Source organism: Melittangium boletus DSM 14713 (assembly GCF_002305855.1).
GTDB lineage: Bacteria > Myxococcota > Myxococcia > Myxococcales > Myxococcaceae > Cystobacter > Cystobacter boletus.
Genome location: NZ_CP022163.1, coordinates 8664381 through 8679771 on the forward strand (window position 1 = coordinate 8664381; position 15391 = coordinate 8679771).

The 15391-nt window shown below is 65.9% G+C and carries 12 protein-coding genes; 6 read left to right on the plus strand and 6 right to left on the minus strand.

What is annotated here, in order from left to right; translation table 11 throughout:
• Positions 1-86: 86 nt before the first annotated feature.
• Positions 87-812 carry an isochorismate family cysteine hydrolase YcaC gene (ycaC, locus tag MEBOL_RS35885; protein ID WP_095981624.1) on the plus strand — a complete coding sequence of 242 codons (726 nt, stop codon included), beginning with the start codon at positions 87-89 and terminating at the stop codon, positions 810-812.
• A 61-nt stretch (positions 813-873) separates the two neighbouring features.
• Here ycaC (MEBOL_RS35885) and MEBOL_RS35890 read toward each other — a convergent pair whose 3' ends face one another.
• The gene (locus MEBOL_RS35890; RefSeq protein ID WP_095982807.1) at positions 874-2187 is read right to left on the minus strand and encodes an IS4 family transposase; all 1314 of its coding nucleotides are present in this window, start codon (positions 2185-2187) and stop codon (positions 874-876) included.
• Positions 2188-2432: 245 nt separating this feature from the next.
• Here MEBOL_RS35890 and MEBOL_RS35895 point away from each other — a divergent pair, with 245 nt between their 5' ends.
• Together MEBOL_RS35895 and MEBOL_RS35900 are read left to right on the plus strand one after the other, a co-directional pair.
• On the plus strand, positions 2433-3176 hold the full coding sequence (locus MEBOL_RS35895; RefSeq protein ID WP_095981625.1) for a hypothetical protein: 744 nt from the start codon (positions 2433-2435) through the stop codon (positions 3174-3176).
• Positions 3177-3261: 85 nt separating this feature from the next.
• The gene (locus MEBOL_RS35900) at positions 3262-4065 is read left to right on the plus strand and encodes a hypothetical protein (RefSeq protein WP_095981626.1); all 804 of its coding nucleotides are present in this window, start codon (positions 3262-3264) and stop codon (positions 4063-4065) included.
• Positions 4066-4124: 59 nt separating this feature from the next.
• Here MEBOL_RS35900 and MEBOL_RS35905 read toward each other — a convergent pair whose 3' ends face one another.
• Positions 4125-6605, minus strand: a complete 2481-nt coding sequence (locus tag MEBOL_RS35905) for a GH25 family lysozyme (protein WP_095981627.1) — start codon at positions 6603-6605, stop codon at positions 4125-4127.
• Positions 6606-6765: 160 nt separating this feature from the next.
• On the opposite strand from MEBOL_RS35905, the gene ycaC (MEBOL_RS35910) reads away from it, so the two are divergent.
• Entirely contained in the window at positions 6766-7407 is a 642-nt protein-coding gene (ycaC, locus tag MEBOL_RS35910) for an isochorismate family cysteine hydrolase YcaC (RefSeq protein ID WP_095981628.1), read from the plus strand.
• 56 nt (positions 7408-7463) lie between these two features.
• Here ycaC (MEBOL_RS35910) and MEBOL_RS35915 read toward each other — a convergent pair whose 3' ends face one another.
• Positions 7464-8228 carry a polysaccharide lyase family 20 protein gene (locus MEBOL_RS35915; RefSeq protein WP_095981629.1) on the minus strand — a complete coding sequence of 255 codons (765 nt, stop codon included), beginning with the start codon at positions 8226-8228 and terminating at the stop codon, positions 7464-7466.
• Positions 8229-8503: 275 nt separating this feature from the next.
• Here MEBOL_RS35915 and MEBOL_RS35920 point away from each other — a divergent pair, with 275 nt between their 5' ends.
• Both MEBOL_RS35920 and MEBOL_RS35925 read left to right on the plus strand, forming a co-directional pair.
• Positions 8504-9466, plus strand: coding sequence for a hypothetical protein (locus MEBOL_RS35920; protein WP_095981630.1), 963 nt, complete (start codon positions 8504-8506; stop codon positions 9464-9466).
• 260 nt (positions 9467-9726) lie between these two features.
• Entirely contained in the window at positions 9727-11394 is a 1668-nt protein-coding gene (locus MEBOL_RS35925; RefSeq protein ID WP_245919163.1) for an ATP-binding protein, read from the plus strand.
• On the opposite strand, the gene MEBOL_RS35930 is transcribed toward MEBOL_RS35925, so the two are convergent.
• The 3 genes from MEBOL_RS35930 to MEBOL_RS35940 form a co-directional block, all read right to left on the minus strand.
• Positions 11386-12345, minus strand: a complete 960-nt coding sequence (locus MEBOL_RS35930) for a terpene synthase family protein (RefSeq protein ID WP_095981632.1) — start codon at positions 12343-12345, stop codon at positions 11386-11388. The genes MEBOL_RS35925 and MEBOL_RS35930 overlap by 9 nt on opposite strands.
• A 289-nt stretch (positions 12346-12634) precedes the next feature.
• Positions 12635-13444: a class I SAM-dependent methyltransferase gene (locus MEBOL_RS35935; protein WP_157823870.1), complete on the minus strand. Its 810-nt coding sequence runs from the start codon at positions 13442-13444 to the stop codon at positions 12635-12637.
• 195 nt (positions 13445-13639) lie between these two features.
• Positions 13640-15355 (minus strand): VgrG-related protein, encoded by a 1716-nt coding sequence (locus tag MEBOL_RS35940; protein ID WP_095981634.1) that lies wholly within the window; start codon positions 15353-15355, stop codon positions 13640-13642.
• Positions 15356-15391: the final 36 nt, after the last annotated feature.

Here is a 15391-nt window from a genome sequence, read left to right on the forward strand (position 1 = left end):
ATCTACTGGCGGGAGCGGGGGCGGGGTATATCCCTCTCACACGCAACGCCGTCGCCGAGACGGCGAGCCACCCCCCGAGGAAAGACATGAGCAAGCCCTACAGCCGTCTGGACATCAACAACGCCGCGGTGCTGCTGGTGGACCACCAGGCGGGCCTGCTGTCGCTGGTGCGCGACTTCAACCCGGACCAGTTCAAGAACAACGTGCTGGCGCTGGCGGACCTGGCGGACTACTTCAAGCTGCCGACCCTCCTGACGACGAGCTTCGAGGACGGGCCCAACGGACCGCTGATGCCGGAGTTGAAGGCGAAGTTCCCCCAGGCGCCCTTCATCGCGCGCCCCGGACAAATCAACGCCTGGGACAACGAGGACTTCGTGAAGGCGGTGAAGGCGACGGGGCGCAAGCAGCTGCTCATCGCGGGGGTGGTGACGGAGGTGTGCGTGGCCTTCCTGGCGCTGTCGGCCATCGAGGCGGGCTTCGAGGTGTTCATCGTGACGGACGCGTCGGGGACGTTCAACGAGGTGTCGCGTCACACGGCGTGGAACCGGATGTCGGAGGCGGGAGCGCAGCTGGTGACGTGGTTCGCCGCCGCGTGCGAGCTGCACCGCGATTGGCGCCGTGACGTGGAGGGGCTGGGCTCGCTGCTGTCCAATCACATCCCCGACTACCGCAACCTCATCACCAGCTACAGCGCCTTCAAGGCCCACCCCTTTCAAGGTCGAATAGTGGCTCGCCACCTTTATGGTTTAGACAGGGCGGATGAGGGCGCATCAGTGAAGCTGGGCAGACCATCAGACATAGCCATGCCATGAAGCGCCCGGCGCTGCGGTGCTACTGGTCTCTTGCCTGCCTTGGTTGGCCTCCGTCTGCTGTTCAGGAGATTTTCTCGCCCTTGAGCACACGTGCTGTTGCCACATGCTTGCGCGCCACCTCTCCCGGTACATAGCCTTTCTTCACCTTCTTCTTGGCGGCGCGGGGATGTTTGCGCAATGTGGAAGGCTTCACCTTCTTCGCTAGCTCCAGCAGGAGCTCACTCAACTGCTCCGCGCTCCGTACCTCCTGTCCGCTCCAGTCCTCCGGCTCCACCACCATCATCATTCCTCCGTAAGCGAACTTCACTTCGGCGGCAATGTAATAGGTGGACACCTGCATATTGGCAGCCTCCAGGTCATGGCTGGCTTCCACCGCGGTTTTCACCACCGATAACACATTGTAGGCCAGTACCGCCACCCCAAAGGCCAGCAGCGCCGCTCGTGGTCTCCCCAAACTCCGCACCTCGCTCTCGAGCACGGCCTCCAACTCTCCAAACATCCCTTCAATCGTCCAGCGCTTCCTGTACAGCTGCGCTACCTCCACGGCGCTCAGTTTCTCCTCGGGCACGTTCGTGAGCAGCCGAATGGCTGTTTCCCCGTCTTCTGTTGGCTCCTCCAACTCCACTTCAATCCGTCTCAACTCCAACGGCTCTTCCCCCTCCACTCGCACTGCCTGCTCGTACACACGTCCCGCTGGCCCTCGGCCTACTTCCCTCCGCTCCCCCAGCGCGGTCGGATTGGGCGACACGCCGTGCTCTCGGATGATGAAGGCCGCTCTCTTTTCATGCACCGCGCGCAGAATCCGGCTCGTGGAGAAGTTCCTGTCCGCCAGCCACAATTCTCCCTCCCGCACTCGCTCCAACACCGGCCCCATCAACGCCCGCTCTTGTGCATGCGCGTCTTCAGCCGGCAGCACATCCACCACCAGGCTCAACTCCGGCGCATACACCACCAACGACTGTCCGGGCAGCGCAGCTCCTCGGAATTCTCTCAACGGTTTGAGCCGCTTCTCACTGGCGGGGAGGTGATTGCCATCCAAGACTCGCACCTGGTAACCCGCCGCCCACGGCCCCTGCTTCTTCATGGGCCGCACCACGGGCAACAACCTCTCCGCGCTCCCTTGCACCAGGGCTCGCACCACCTGGGGCTCGGTGTGATTGACTTTGTCGTAGAGCGCCGCCAGCGAGACGGTCAAGTCCGGGTCGGACTGCGCCGCGGCGTGCAGCGACGGTCGCAGTCCCAGCGCCACCACTCCCATCAAATCCACTACCGAGGAGAAGAGCAACTCGCGCGTGTACTGCTGCTCTCGGTTCGCTTCGAATACCTCATCAATCCATTGCGAACTCAGGGCATGCTCAAGCGTGCGGCGCACCATCACCGTGACGGGACTGCGCTGCGTGAAACGCTCCATGATTGCCTTCAAGGCCACGTTTGTTCCTCCGCGATGGGGCGCGAGGAATTTGCCTCGACCGTCCGGCTCCCCGGACCCACTTCCGCCCAGGTGGGCTTTCACCCTCCCACCTGACCGCTAGGGTAGCACCCTCCACATGACCTTGAAAGTGGTGCCTTCAAGGCCCCCTCCTCCCCGGCGAAGTCGTAGCGGGAATTCGCACGGTGGCCATGAAAGAGCGTGCGACCAAGACGAGGAGCACCTGGAGACTGGCGGGTTTTCTCCTGGTGCTCGGTGTGGCCCTCGGCGCCCACGCGGAGCCTCCCTCCTCCAATCTCCCAGGCCGCAAGCCAGACACCTCGGAGCCCTGGGGCGCTTTTCTGGGCCGGGCCGCACATGAAGCCATTGGCAGGCAATACCGTGTACAGCACCCCACCCACGCCGTCTTCCTCGACACCGTCAACCTTTCTACCATTGTGGAAGAGGGGCGGTTGGGAGACCCTGAGCGTCTCTCGAAGTTCGCCAGACGCTTGCGCCCGGACATCACCGATACCCGCGCTCTCGTGCTCTTCGAAATCAAGCCGGACAATGAGGATGGGCGCAAGGAAGGGAGAGCACAGGCGGGGCGCTACCTGGCGGCGCTCAACGCGGCCGTTGAACCCCACAAGCAGCTCTCGGGAGGCACCGGCTTCGACGGCTCGCTCTTCATCGAATTCGAGAACGGGGGGGCCCTCTGGCAGTTGTCCTGGCGCACGCCTGAGCCCGGAGTAACGCTCTACCGCTGGAGCTACCGGCGCAAGCAGCCCAACGCTTCCTGGAAGGAGCGCGCGGCCCAGAAGGAAGAGGCGTTGCCCCGGGAAGAAATAGAGCAGCGCGGCGGGTGGGTCGAGCAGGCGCTCCGGGCGGCCTATGAAAGGGGCGATTGGCCCAGCGGCTTCCAGGGCCAAGTCTACCTGCCCGTGGATTGCCGCTGAGCCAGCGGGAGGCGTCGACGCTCTTGGCGCGAGCTCGGGTCCTGGCGCTTGAGGCGCACGTGACCGCTGTGGTAGGGCCTGAGCCATGACCGTGTCACAGTCGCCGGTGCTGGAGTTTCCCGCGATGCTCCACGGCCTCACTGGCGCCGTCCTCCGCAAGGTGAGGGCCAAGGGCCAGGGGTGGGCCCGGGAGTACCTCAAGACGGGTGGTTTTACCCAGCCCCGGCAGATGCTTCAGGTGACGCCTGGCGAAGTGCTGATCATGCACTCGGGGGCCGACTCCAATCTCCTCCCCTATCCCCGCTGGCGGGTGCACCTGTTCTCCGACGTCTTCCTGAGCTTGGACGAAGGCGTCCCGAAAGAGGAGCGCCAGCGCGCGCGGGAGGCCTTCGAGTCCTTCTGCCTGAGCACCCCATGGGGGGCTCTCCATCATGTTGTGTCTCCACGCCCGCGGCGCAGCGCGGAGCGCATGGCCAGACGGCTCGCCGCGCTGGTGCGCTTCTGGGACGTGCTCCAGGGCCCGCGCTATGCGTTCTGGTTTGAGCGCGAGTACACACTGGAGGAGTTGGTAGAGGACATCTACGGCAAGACGCTGGAGGCGTGGTGCCCCGAGGGTTCCGTCTCGGTGCGCGAGCACCTGGCGCTGACGGTGGAGCGCATGTCTCGTGCGACCCGAGAGGATTGCATGGAGGCCGTGCTCCGGATGATTCCTGTTTTGGTGGAGGTGGACACCGGATTCAAGCACCGCGAAGAACTCGGCGATCCTGGCTTCCTGCGCGAGCGCCTCGCCACGCTTCCCCCGAAGGACTTCGAGGATATCTCTAGCGCCTACAAATACACGGTGTCCATGCAGTTGGCTGACTGGGACAGGGCGTTGGGGCGGCATTAGCCGGGAGGTCAGTTCCTCGTGACCTCCCGGCCTCGCTACTCACCAGGCGGAGGTGCCGCTCAGTCCAGGAGGTTCGCCAGGCCCGCGTACGTATTGGAGCCGGGGAGGCCGTCGATGGGGCCCGCGTAGCCGCCTCGGCTCGCCAGGGACTGGAGCACCTTGTAGGTGTTGGTTCCCGGCACGCCATCGATGGGTCCCGAGTACCCGGCGCCGCTCAAGAAGGTCTGGAGGCCCTTCCACGAGTTCACCCCCAGCGCGCCATCGATGGGGCCCATGTACCCACCCAGGCGCGCGACCCGCTGGAGCGCCGCGTAGCTGTGGGTGCCCATGACGCCGTCGATGGGGCCCGTGTACCCAAAGCCCCTCAGGACGGTCTGCACGCCTTTCCAGCCGTTGGTGCCCATGACGCCGTCGATGGGGCCCGTATAGCCTCCCTTCGCGGCGAAACGCTGGAGCGCCTTCCACGAGTTGGTGCCCATGGCGCCATCCACGGGCCCCGAATAGCCGTAGCCGCCGAGGACCTGCTGGACTCCCTTCCAGGTGTTCGTGCCAGGCACGCCGTCCAAGGCCCCGGTGTATCCGCCCGCTTGGGCGATCCGCTGCAGCGTCACGCCTTGTGCGTTGCCGACGGGCGGCACACCGCCGGATGACCCGTTCAAGTACGCCTGAATCCCGTTGTACGTGTTGGGTCCGGGGATGCCATCGATGGGGCCCGTGTAGCCACCGTCCTGGGCGAGGAGTTGCAATCCCTTGTAGGTGTTGATGCCCGGCACGCCGTCGACGGGCCCGTCGTAGTACCCCAGCTCGCGAAGGACCGTCTGCACGCCCTTCCAGGTGTTCGTGCCAGGCACGCCGTCGATCACGCCGGTGTAGCCACCCCGACGGGCTAGATTCTGCAGGATCTTTCCCTGCTCGACGGTGATGGCGGGGGCGCTACCACCCCCCGAGCCGCCCCCGGGGATGGCCGTTGGCGGGGGAGGGGTCACGCCATCCGGCGGCTGGCTCAGTCCGGCGAACGCGGACAGCCTGGCGACGTTCAGGTCGAGGGGAATTCCATTCTGATTACCGGACGAGGTGTACTGGTGCAGCTCCCACGTCGGAAAGGCCGAGCCGATCGTCGGGTTGCCCGGCGTGCCCGTGTAGTGGGCGATCCACAGCTTCGAGCCCACGGCCTGGGTTTGGGTCCAGGTGTTGGACGTGAGCAGGCTCGAGTAGGTGTACAGGAACGGGGCCTTCCCCAGGCGGGCCTTGACCGCCTTCATGAAGACCGCGGTCAGGGAGTCGTTCCAGAAGATGCCATCGTCGATCGCCTCGTTGTCGAGCACCAGGAGGTCGCCCACCCGATGGTCGTACAGGTGATCCACGAAGTACTGCGCGTCGCTCCCGGGGTCGGTCGAGCCCGCCACCCAGTAATGCCCGACGATCAACCCGGCCGCGCGAGCGCGAGCGACTTGCTGGGCGTAGTACGGCGCGACATAGCGGGGTGAGACATTGGAGCCGCCTGCCTTGACGATCGCGAACTGATAGCCGGCGCTGCGAATGGCGTTGAAGTCCAGATCCCGCTGGGTCGTGCCGACATCGATTCCGTAGACACCCGTCATCCCCGTGGGGGGAGAGGTCCCGGTGTCCTGGGCCAGCCAGTTGTTGAGACCCGCATAGGTGTACTGTCCCGGGAATCCGTCCACGGGCCCCGTGTACCCTCCGAGTTGCGCGAGCTTCTGGACGCCCTTCCAGGTCTGCTCTCCCGGGGCGCCATCAACGGGGCCGGTGTAGAAGCCCTTGTTCTTGATGACGGTCTGGACGCCCTTCCAGGTATTGGCTCCGAGGACACCGTCCACCGGGCCCGTGTAACCCCCCCGCTGGGCGACGCGCTGGAGGATCTTTCCCTCCTCGACGCTGACCTGGATTCCCCCGGAGCCTCCTCCGGGAGCGGTCCCTCCGCCGGAGCCGGTGCCGAGCACGCTCCGAATCAGGGGAGCGGGATCGCTGACGTTCTCGCCGAACGCGCAACGATCCGTGGAGCCTCGGGTCAGGTGAAGGTGCGGCCCCGACCACGCCGACCCATGATCGTCTCCGGGACCCGCCGCATAGGCGATGATGTCCCCTTGCTGGACGAAGTCGCCCACGGAGACTCGGGTCCGGATGACGTGGTCGTACCCGGAAAAGTCGCCGGGCGCGGATTCAATCGCGATGGTGTGGCCCACCACGGACGAGTATTGGACGCGGCGGACGGTACCAGAGCGCAGCGCGGGGATCGCTTGACCGGCACTGGCGGCGATGTCGAGCCCCCGGTGACCCAGGGGGCCGTAATAGGGGCCGGTGACTCCGAAACGGTTGCGCCACTGTCCTTCCGAATAGAAGGCCTGCACGTTCGCCGTCGCGGCGCTCGTCACGGTGGACGGTGAGGTCGTCTCCTGGACCTCGGCGTCCTCCGGGCCCATCCCCCCACAGCCAGTCAGGGCCACCAGGCCCAACATCAGTTTCACGGTGGTCGCGGTGAAACCCTGGAAGAAGCTTCTCGAAGTGGATCGACCGTTCATTCATCTCCTCGGCGTTGGATGAGGCGGCGCAGCCGCCATTGTCCCATGGGTGGAACGAAGTGTGCGGAGCGGCAATCTACTGGCGGGAGAAGGGGCGATGTATATCTCTCTCACACGCAACGCCGTCGCCGAGACGGCGAGCCACCCCCCGAGGAAAGACATGAGCAAGCCCTACAGCCGTCTGGACATCAACAACGCCGCGGTGCTGCTGGTGGACCACCAGGCGGGCCTGCTGTCGCTGGTGCGCGACTTCAACCCGGACCAGTTCAAGAACAACGTGCTGGCGCTGGCGGACCTGGCGGACTACTTCAAGCTGCCGACCCTCCTGACGACGAGCTTCGAGGACGGGCCCAACGGGCCGCTGATGCCGGAGTTGAAGGCGAAGTTCCCCCAGGCGCCCTTCATCGCGCGCCCCGGACAAATCAACGCCTGGGACAACGAGGACTTCGTGAAGGCGGTGAAGGCGACGGGGCGCAAGCAGCTGCTCATCGCGGGGGTGGTGACGGAGGTGTGCGTGGCCTTCCTGGCGCTGTCGGCCATCGAGGCGGGCTTCGAGGTGTTCATCGTGACGGACGCGTCGGGGACGTTCAACGAGGTGTCGCGTCACACGGCGTGGAACCGGATGTCGGAGGCGGGAGCGCAGCTGGTGACGTGGTTCGCCGCCGCGTGCGAGCTGCACCGCGACTGGCGCCGTGACGTGGAGGGGCTGGGCTCGCTGCTGTCCAACCACATCCCCGACTACCGCAACCTCATCACCAGCTACAGCACCTTCAAGGCCGCCTCCTCCCCGGCGAAGCCGTAGCCGGCAACGGGGCAGGGCGCGACGGAGGCTCGGCCTTCATCGCGCCCTGTCCGGGACTACCACTGATCGGGGTCGGCCTCGGCGAAGGTCGTGCCCGCGCTGATCTCATCGAACCAGATGCTGCGCGTGCCCTGGCTGCCCTGCATGTAGCCGTTGTCGTGCCAGCCGTTCGCGTAGAGGCCGACGCGGAACTGGAAGTACCGATCGTCGGAGATGGTGGTGCTCAGGTTGTACTGCTCGAGCACCTTCTTGCCATCGAACCAGAGCTTGTAGAAGCCGGTGCCGTCGCTCGCCCACTTCGCCTGGACGATGACCTTGTGCCACTCACCGGCGGTGACGGTGGCGAGGTTGCCGAACGTGACGGTCTTCTGCGCGCAGATCGAGCCCTGCTTGACGCGCGTGAAGAGCTGATTGCCCTGGAGCCAGATCATGCTGGACGGCATGTAGTCGTCGCAGCCGGTGTTGGAGAAGTCCGCGATGAACTGGGCGATGTTGAAGGACTGGCTCTGGAACTGCCAATCCTGCTGCAGCCGGAACGCGAAGCCGTAGAAGCCCGTGTCACCGCGGCGGTACACGTTGTTCTTCACGACCTCCGAGTGATAGCGGCCGCTGTACGAGGGATCGTAGACCTGGGTCACCTTGATGGAGGTCGGGCCCTCGTAGGAGAGGTTCGTCACCTCCTGCACGGTTCCTTTGTGCTCCCGGTTGATGGAGTTCCAGCCAGAGACGGTACCGGTGTTGCGGAAGGGATCGGCCTCCGCCGTCAGGGCAAAGGCAAGCAAGGATCCACCCACGACGGCGCTGATGTTCTGGGTCTTCATTGATCTCGAGGGTTGAGGGGGGGGAAGGAGTAGGGGGCTGATTCCGGTCATGAACAGGCCGGGAACGGCCTCTTAACCAGGAAACGCCGATTTACATACCATAGTTGATAGTCGTGTGAAACCTTATTTGACTGTGCGTCACGGTCGCCTCTCTGACGACGTGGGTGTCGATGACACGTGACACGTGTCACCCATGCTCGGATTGGTTTTCCAGAGCAGTCCTTTCAGGCAGTTTTGTCTTGAGAGGAGGGGAAGGCGTATGAGGAGCGGGACCTATGAGCGATGATTTTCTCACCGTCTGGAATCACTACCGTACCGAGGGCCTTGGAGCCGCTGCTCGCGCCGCGACATCCACTCCGGAGAGCCTTCTGTACCTGGCGATGTTGGCTTTCGCCGATGAGCGCTACGCCGAGGCCGCCACCTTCGCGGAGAGGGCGGCGCGGGCCGCCCCGGACGCGCTGCTGCCCCGTGCGGCGGCGACCTACCTCACCCGGGTAGCGCGAGAGGGCAAGCGCAACGTCTATGTATCGGCGGAAGGTTTCAGTGTCTTCATCCGAGGCGGTGGCAACGTGCCGCTGTACCGGGAGACGAGCGCGGCGTTGGTCCGCTGCTATCCCAGTGAGCCCTTCGAACTGCTCGACATTGGCGTCGGTGACGGGAGGGCACTCCTGCCCGCGCTGACGCCCGCGGTCCGGCGGGTGACGCTGGTGGAACCCGCGACCCCCTTGCTCGAGCGCACCACCCAGGAACTCGCCACCCGGGGGGTGGCGTTCGACGCCTTCGCCGGAGGTTTGGGGGAGTTCGCGGCCGAGCCCCACTCGCGGTCGCGCCGCTGGGCCGTGGCTCAAGCCACCTTCAGCCTGCAGTCCCTGGAGCCCTCCGCCAGGCTCCCGTTGCTGAGTTGGCTCCGCGCCCGGTGCGATGCGCTGCTGATCGCCGAGTTCGATCCTCCGTCCATGGACGAGCCGCTGAAGCCCGAGACCGCGAGGCATGTGCTCGCCCGCTACCGCGAGGGATTGGCGGAGTACGTGGGCGCGGACTTCGAGACGGTTGCCCAGGGTTTCCTGATGCCGGTGCTGTTCGGCTACGTGGATCGCGGCGCGACCCGCACCAACTTCGAGCAGCCGCTTTCCCAGTGGGAGCGGCTGCTCGGCGAGGCGGGCTTCTCGCGGGTCGAACGCAGGCCGCTGTACCCCTACTGGTGGGCTCCCGCGGGGCTGCTCGTGGCGCGCGCGTAGCCGTCGAGGGCCGCGGCTATGGGCCTGGGGCGATGGCGGTGCTATCTCCTTGAAACGACTCCGCTTTTCCGAGCAGCCCCCGCATTCCTGGACGCATCGCGGGACTTTCTTCTTCGACCGAGGCGACTGGGTCTCGCACTCTCGTCCGTTTTCATGAAAAATCATGAAGTCATGAAAATTTCACCGGATGGAAAGGCACCGAGCGTACCTCGATGGACTCCGGCGTTGATGAGCGGGGAGGAGGCTGGGGGGGAGTGGGGATGTCGACACTGATGCAAGAGGAAGACGACGGGCACCAGGGGCTGGGTCGAGCGACGTTGCTGCGGGCCCTGGTGGAACTGGAGCAGATCAATCCAGACGGGTGCGTGGTCCTGCGTGCCATCCGCGATCAGAACCGGGTCATTACCGACTTCGAGTTCATCTTCTCCAACGACGTCGAGTCCATGAAGCTCGTCCAGCCGGGACTCGTGGTCGGGCGGCGGCTGAGCGAGGCGGTCCCCCCGGCGATGAACGGCCGGTTCGCCATCTTCTGTCAGGTGGTGGAGACGCGGCAGCCCGTCAAGAGCGAGGTGTATTACCCCCACTGCTGGTTCCGCAGCACCGTGATGCCCTTCCTGGACGGAATCATCGTCCGCTTCCAGGACGTCACCGCGCTCGTGCGGGACGAGCTGGAGCGCAAGGCGCGGCTCGAGCGGGAGCAGTCGAGCCGGCAGGAAGCCGAGGCCCTGGTCCGCAATCAAGCCGGACAGTTGCAAGCCGCCCAGGAGAAGCTGGTGCAATCCGGCAAGCTCATGGTGGCGGGACAGCTCGCGACCGGGGTGGGGCACGAAATCAACAATCCGCTGTCCTTCGTCACGGGCAACCTCCACGTGGCCCTGGAGCAGCTCGGTGCGCTGTCACAGGAGCTGCCGCCGCCCTCCGCCGAGCGGCTGCGGGAGCTGACCCATGCGCTGGAGGATGCGCGCAAGGGCGCCGAGCGCATCCGGACCATCGTGAAGGAGCTGCGGACCCTGGCGCGCTCGAGCGAGACCCATACGGGGCCGGTGGACGTGGGTGCGGCCCTGGAGTTCAGCCTGTCCATGGCCATGCCCCACATCCGCCATCGGGCCCAGGTGGTCCGCCGCCTCGAGCGCGTCCCACGCGTGCTGGGCAACGAGTCCAGGTTGGGTCAGGTGCTCCTCAATCTGTTGATCAACGCCGCCCAGGCCATCCCCGAGGGAGACGCGACCCACCACGCCATCACCCTGTCGACCCGGGTGGAGGGCTCCCAGGTGGTGATCGAGGTGCGCGACACGGGCAAGGGGATGAGCGCGGAGGTCCTCGCGCGCATCTTCGAGCCCTTCTTCACCACCAAGCCCCCTGGAGAGGGGACCGGCCTGGGTCTGCCCATCAGCCGGGACATCATCCGCGAGATGGGCGGCGAGCTGAGGGTCCAGAGCGAGCTCGGGCGGGGGAGCAGCTTCCAGGTCGTGCTGCCCGTCCTCGACGAGACCATGACGCCGGTGGTGGCCCCCCCGGTGGTGAAGCAACAGGCGCCGCCGCGCAGGCGCGTGCTCATCATCGACGACGAGCCGTCCATCGGCTCGATGATGAAGCGGGTGCTCGGGCGCAACCACGAGGTGAAGGTGGTGCACAGCGGACGCGAGGCCCTGGCGCTGTTGTCCGCGGACCCGGGCTTCGACCGGGTGTTCTGCGACTTGATGATGGGCGACATGACGGGAATGGACCTGCACGCGGAGCTGGCACGACGCCAGCCTGACTACCTGCCACGCTTCATCTTCATGACGGGGGGCGCGTTCACCGATCGGGCCCGGGCCTTCCTGGCGGATGCCTCGGTGACGAGCCTCGACAAGCCCTTCGAGCCCGTCACCCTGCGGGAGATGGTGGAGCGGCTCCCGCCGGGCGGGAAGGGTCCGGACTCACGGTAGGATCGCGAACTGCCCCAGGTTGTAGCGTCGGCTGGTGAGGTGCCACACCAGGCTGCCGGAGATCCACTGGGAGCACACCTCCCAGAACGCCTCCAGGGGGCCCGGCTCGCGCGGACGCAGGGCCAGGAAGCTGGTGAACCGGGCCTCGTAGAAGCGATTGAGGAACGACACATACCTGCGGCTGTCGGGGAAGTAGGACTTCAGGCGCAGGTGCTCCTGTTCCTGGGCCTCCTCCTTGCTCAGGGACAGCACGTCGTTCTGCAACGCGACGAGGTCGGCCGCGGCACGCTTCATCCGCTCGGCCAGGTCCCGCTCGTGCGCGGGCAGGGGCGTGCCCAGATAGGCGAAGCAGAACTCGAGCTCGGGCCGCATGCCGATCGTCTTGCACCGGTTCTCCAGGTAGCGCTCGAGCGGCACCTTCTGGTCGAACTCCAGGAGGAAGCCCTCGAAGTAGCCTCGCGTGTCGCGCACGATGATCGAGGTGTCCAGGCCCTCGCGCTCGATGTCCTCCAGGACGATCCGCAGCAAGGCGTTGAGCGTGTTCACCCACGGCAGCCGGCTGACGTGGCTCCGGTCGTCGAGCCATCCCGTCAGATCCCTCACGACCTCCTCGCGCAGCTCCGGCGGCACCGAGGGCCCATCGACGAAGTAGTCGAGGGCGAAGAACCAGTCCATCCGGTCCTGGCTGTTCTGCAGATAGAGCGGGGAGTCGCTGCTGCTCGTGAAATAGGTGAGCAGATCGAGATCACTGTGAGTCAGGTGTGAACGGAGCTGCTCGAGTTCCGGAAAGCTCCCGCGTTCACACAACCCCAGCGCCACCGGATACGTGCTGGCGATGACGCGGTATTCGGAGAAGTCGAGGGGCCAGTCGACCCGGTGACGCGCGCCATCCACCTGGATGTCGAATGCGACCTTGTCCTTGCTTCCAAGCTTTTGGATGAGTTCATCCATGTACGCGTATCTGGGGTCCTCCCGAACGGCCCTCAGGTACGGCTGGGTTTTCGCGGCTTTCCGCCTGTCATTGGAATGGAACGCGGCCTTCGCCGTCATATGAACTCCCCATCGTGGTGGATTGGAACGATCAGCGCCCGGGCTCTCATTGAATAAACAAACACATTTATTCGATGCAAGCAAATGGGCGGGGAGCGGGAGAGGGTCTCGCGCGGCCAAACCCTCTCACGTCTGATTCGCTTGTTTCCCATCCTTCCAGGGAAGTCCCCGCGGCCGGGGGGGGAAGGACCTACTCCACGTGGGAGGGTTTACGCCCGGTCACGATGAACTTGTTGTAGAAGAGGACGCACCCCGGCGTGTCGAGCGCCTCCAGGTACTCCCGGTGGAAGCGCCGTGCCTCGGGCACGCTCCCCAGGACATGGGAGAGGACGGGCTCCAGCGCGAGGATGCGCTGGTCCAGCAGCATGCGCTCCTGGGCGAGCATGTCGCCACTCCACTCGAGGACGTCGATGCGCCACTGGGTCTGGATGAACCCCGCCTTCACCAGCAGGTGGGGCAGCTTGCGTCCGATGCGCAGATCCACCGGGAACCGGGTTTCCATCTTTCGCAGCGCCTCCCGCAACCATTCCGAGGGCTGGGGGTGGAGATTGAGGAAGCCTCCGTCGAAATCGATGAGGAGCAGGTGCCCGCCGGGCTTGAGGCAGCGCAGGAAGCCGGTGAGCACCGCCGAATGGCTCTCCGGGGGCAGGTGCTGGACGACGTAGCGGCACAGGATGATGTCGAAGTGCGCCTCCGGGTAGTCGAGCCGGGCGAGATCCTGGACCTTGAAGCGGAGCCGGGAGAAGCCCTTCGCGGCGTCGCGCGCCTGCGCCACCCGGACCTCGGAGAGATCGCACCCCTCCACCTCGCAGCCGGGGTGCTCCTGGGCCAGGTACCGCGTGACGATTCCCGAGCCGCATCCCGCGTCCAGCACCCGCATTCCGTCTTGAATGGCCGGCAATCCGGAGAGGGCGAGTTCGCGCTGATAGTCATATCCAGAAAGGCCGGACTGGTGCTCCAATCGGTTGAATTCTGATTTGGACTCGAGAACGTAGTTCATGTTTCCTCGGCCTGTATGGAATGTCTGGCTTTGGGGGTGATGGGAGGCATTGGGGGGATGCCTTGGATTCCCATCGAACATGGTATTCCCGTGTTCCAGAAATGCGAAGGCCCGAAGGGGAAACCCTTCGGGCCGGGGTGAAGCGGGGGCGGGGGAGGAAGAGGCGCCTCCCCTCGGCCCTGGTGTCAGCGGGGACTAGCCGTTGCGGCGCACCATGGCCACGTCGTAGCGGCGCTCGGTGACGGAGCCCGTGGCCGCGGAGCCCGGCCGGGTCATCGCGCCCGTCTTCTCATCGACGTAGAAGCGGTTGTTCGCGTTGGTATCGCTGCCCTTGCTGGTGTGGCGGGTGCCCGGATCGTGGAAGGTGTAGTAGGTGCGGCCCTTGTCGTCCACGCCCCGGCCGGTGATGGTGACGAAGTGGTCCGTCAGCCCGTCCACGTTGTAGTTGGAGTCCTTGTGGCTGACGCCCACCACCACGGGCTTGCCCTTGTCGAGCTGCTGGTCGATGTAGCTGCGGCCCTCGGCGGCCTTCTTCGAGTTGATGGCGAGCTGGCCCTTGCTGTTCTCGCTGGTGCCCACCTGGATGCGATCCGCCGGCCCGAGCACCTTGGCCCCCGCGGCGCCGGCCATGGCCGTGGCCGCCTTGAAGCAGGCCGTGTCGCTCGGCGTGTAGCCGTGGCCGCCCTCGAACTGGCTGTAGTAGGGCACCTTCACGTGCTTGGCCGGCAGGGCGCCCTGTTTCACCGGGGTGGTGTCGTTGTCCGTCTCGGTGGTGGGGCCCTGGTTGGCGGGCGAGGAGGGACGGGCGTCGGCCGGACGGGGCGTGGGCGTGGGCACGTTGGAGGGCGTGGCCGCGGGCTGCGAGCCCTCGCGCGACAGCATGGCCAGGGCGTCCTTGGACTCCTTCACGAAGCGATCGGCGACGCCCTCCTGCACGTCACGCGAGCTCCTGGAGAAGTGCACCAGCTCGCCGTTGGCGCCCCGGCGGCCGCGCTCGGCGTAGATGTCCTTGATGAGCTGCGCGTCGCTCACCGTGGCGGGGTCGCGGCCCTTGAGCGCGGCCTTGAAGATGTCATCGGCGGCCTTGGGGCCGTGCTGCACGGAGGTGGACCAGGCCACGTCGCGCAGCGCGTGCGAGCGCGTGTTCACGTCCAGGCCCGTGGCCTTCTTGATCTCCGCGGCGCCCACGTCGTAGTGCGTGGCCTTGATGTAGTCGTGCTGGGCCTGGTCGAAGCCCTTCGGATCCTTCGCGGCCAGCTGCTTCCAGGCCGTGGAGAAGGCCTCGGTGCCGGGCGTCTTGCCCGCCAGCGCCGCGTGGTACTGCGGGTGGCTCGTCTTGAGCGAGTCGACGAAGTTCTGCGCCGAGCCGTTCTTGGAGGCGAACTGGTAGGAGCCGTAGGACACGCCGCCGTTGTCACCCTTGCCAGTGGACACGGTGCCAGCGCCGCGCGCCTCGTACTTGCGGCTCAGGCCGCCCAGCACCTCGCCCGCGGGGGCGGAGGCGGGGGGCTGCTGCTGGGTGCCCGAGGGGCCCGTGGCCTTGCCCGGCTCGAAGTTGTCCCCGGAGGAGCCCGTCGCGGGACGGGTGCCGGAAGCGCCCGGCAGCTGCAGCTTCTGCCCGACGGCGAGCTTGTTCGGGTCCTTGATGCCGTTGGCCTGGGCCAGGGCGGACACCGTGGTGTTGTTGCGCTTGGCGATGCCCGACAGCGTGTCGCCCGAGCGGACGGTGTAGGGGGTGGAGCCCTTCGCATCGAACGAGTCCGGCATCCGCAGGGTCTGTCCGGCGGCCAGCTTGTTCGGGTCCTTGATGCCGTTGGCCTGGGCCAGGGCGTCCACCGTGGTGTTGTTGCTCTTGGCGATGCCCGACAGCGTGTCTCCCGAACGAACCTTGTAGCTGCTCACTCCAGTCATGGACACCTTACCGGTAGGCCTCGTCCCGAGGGACGG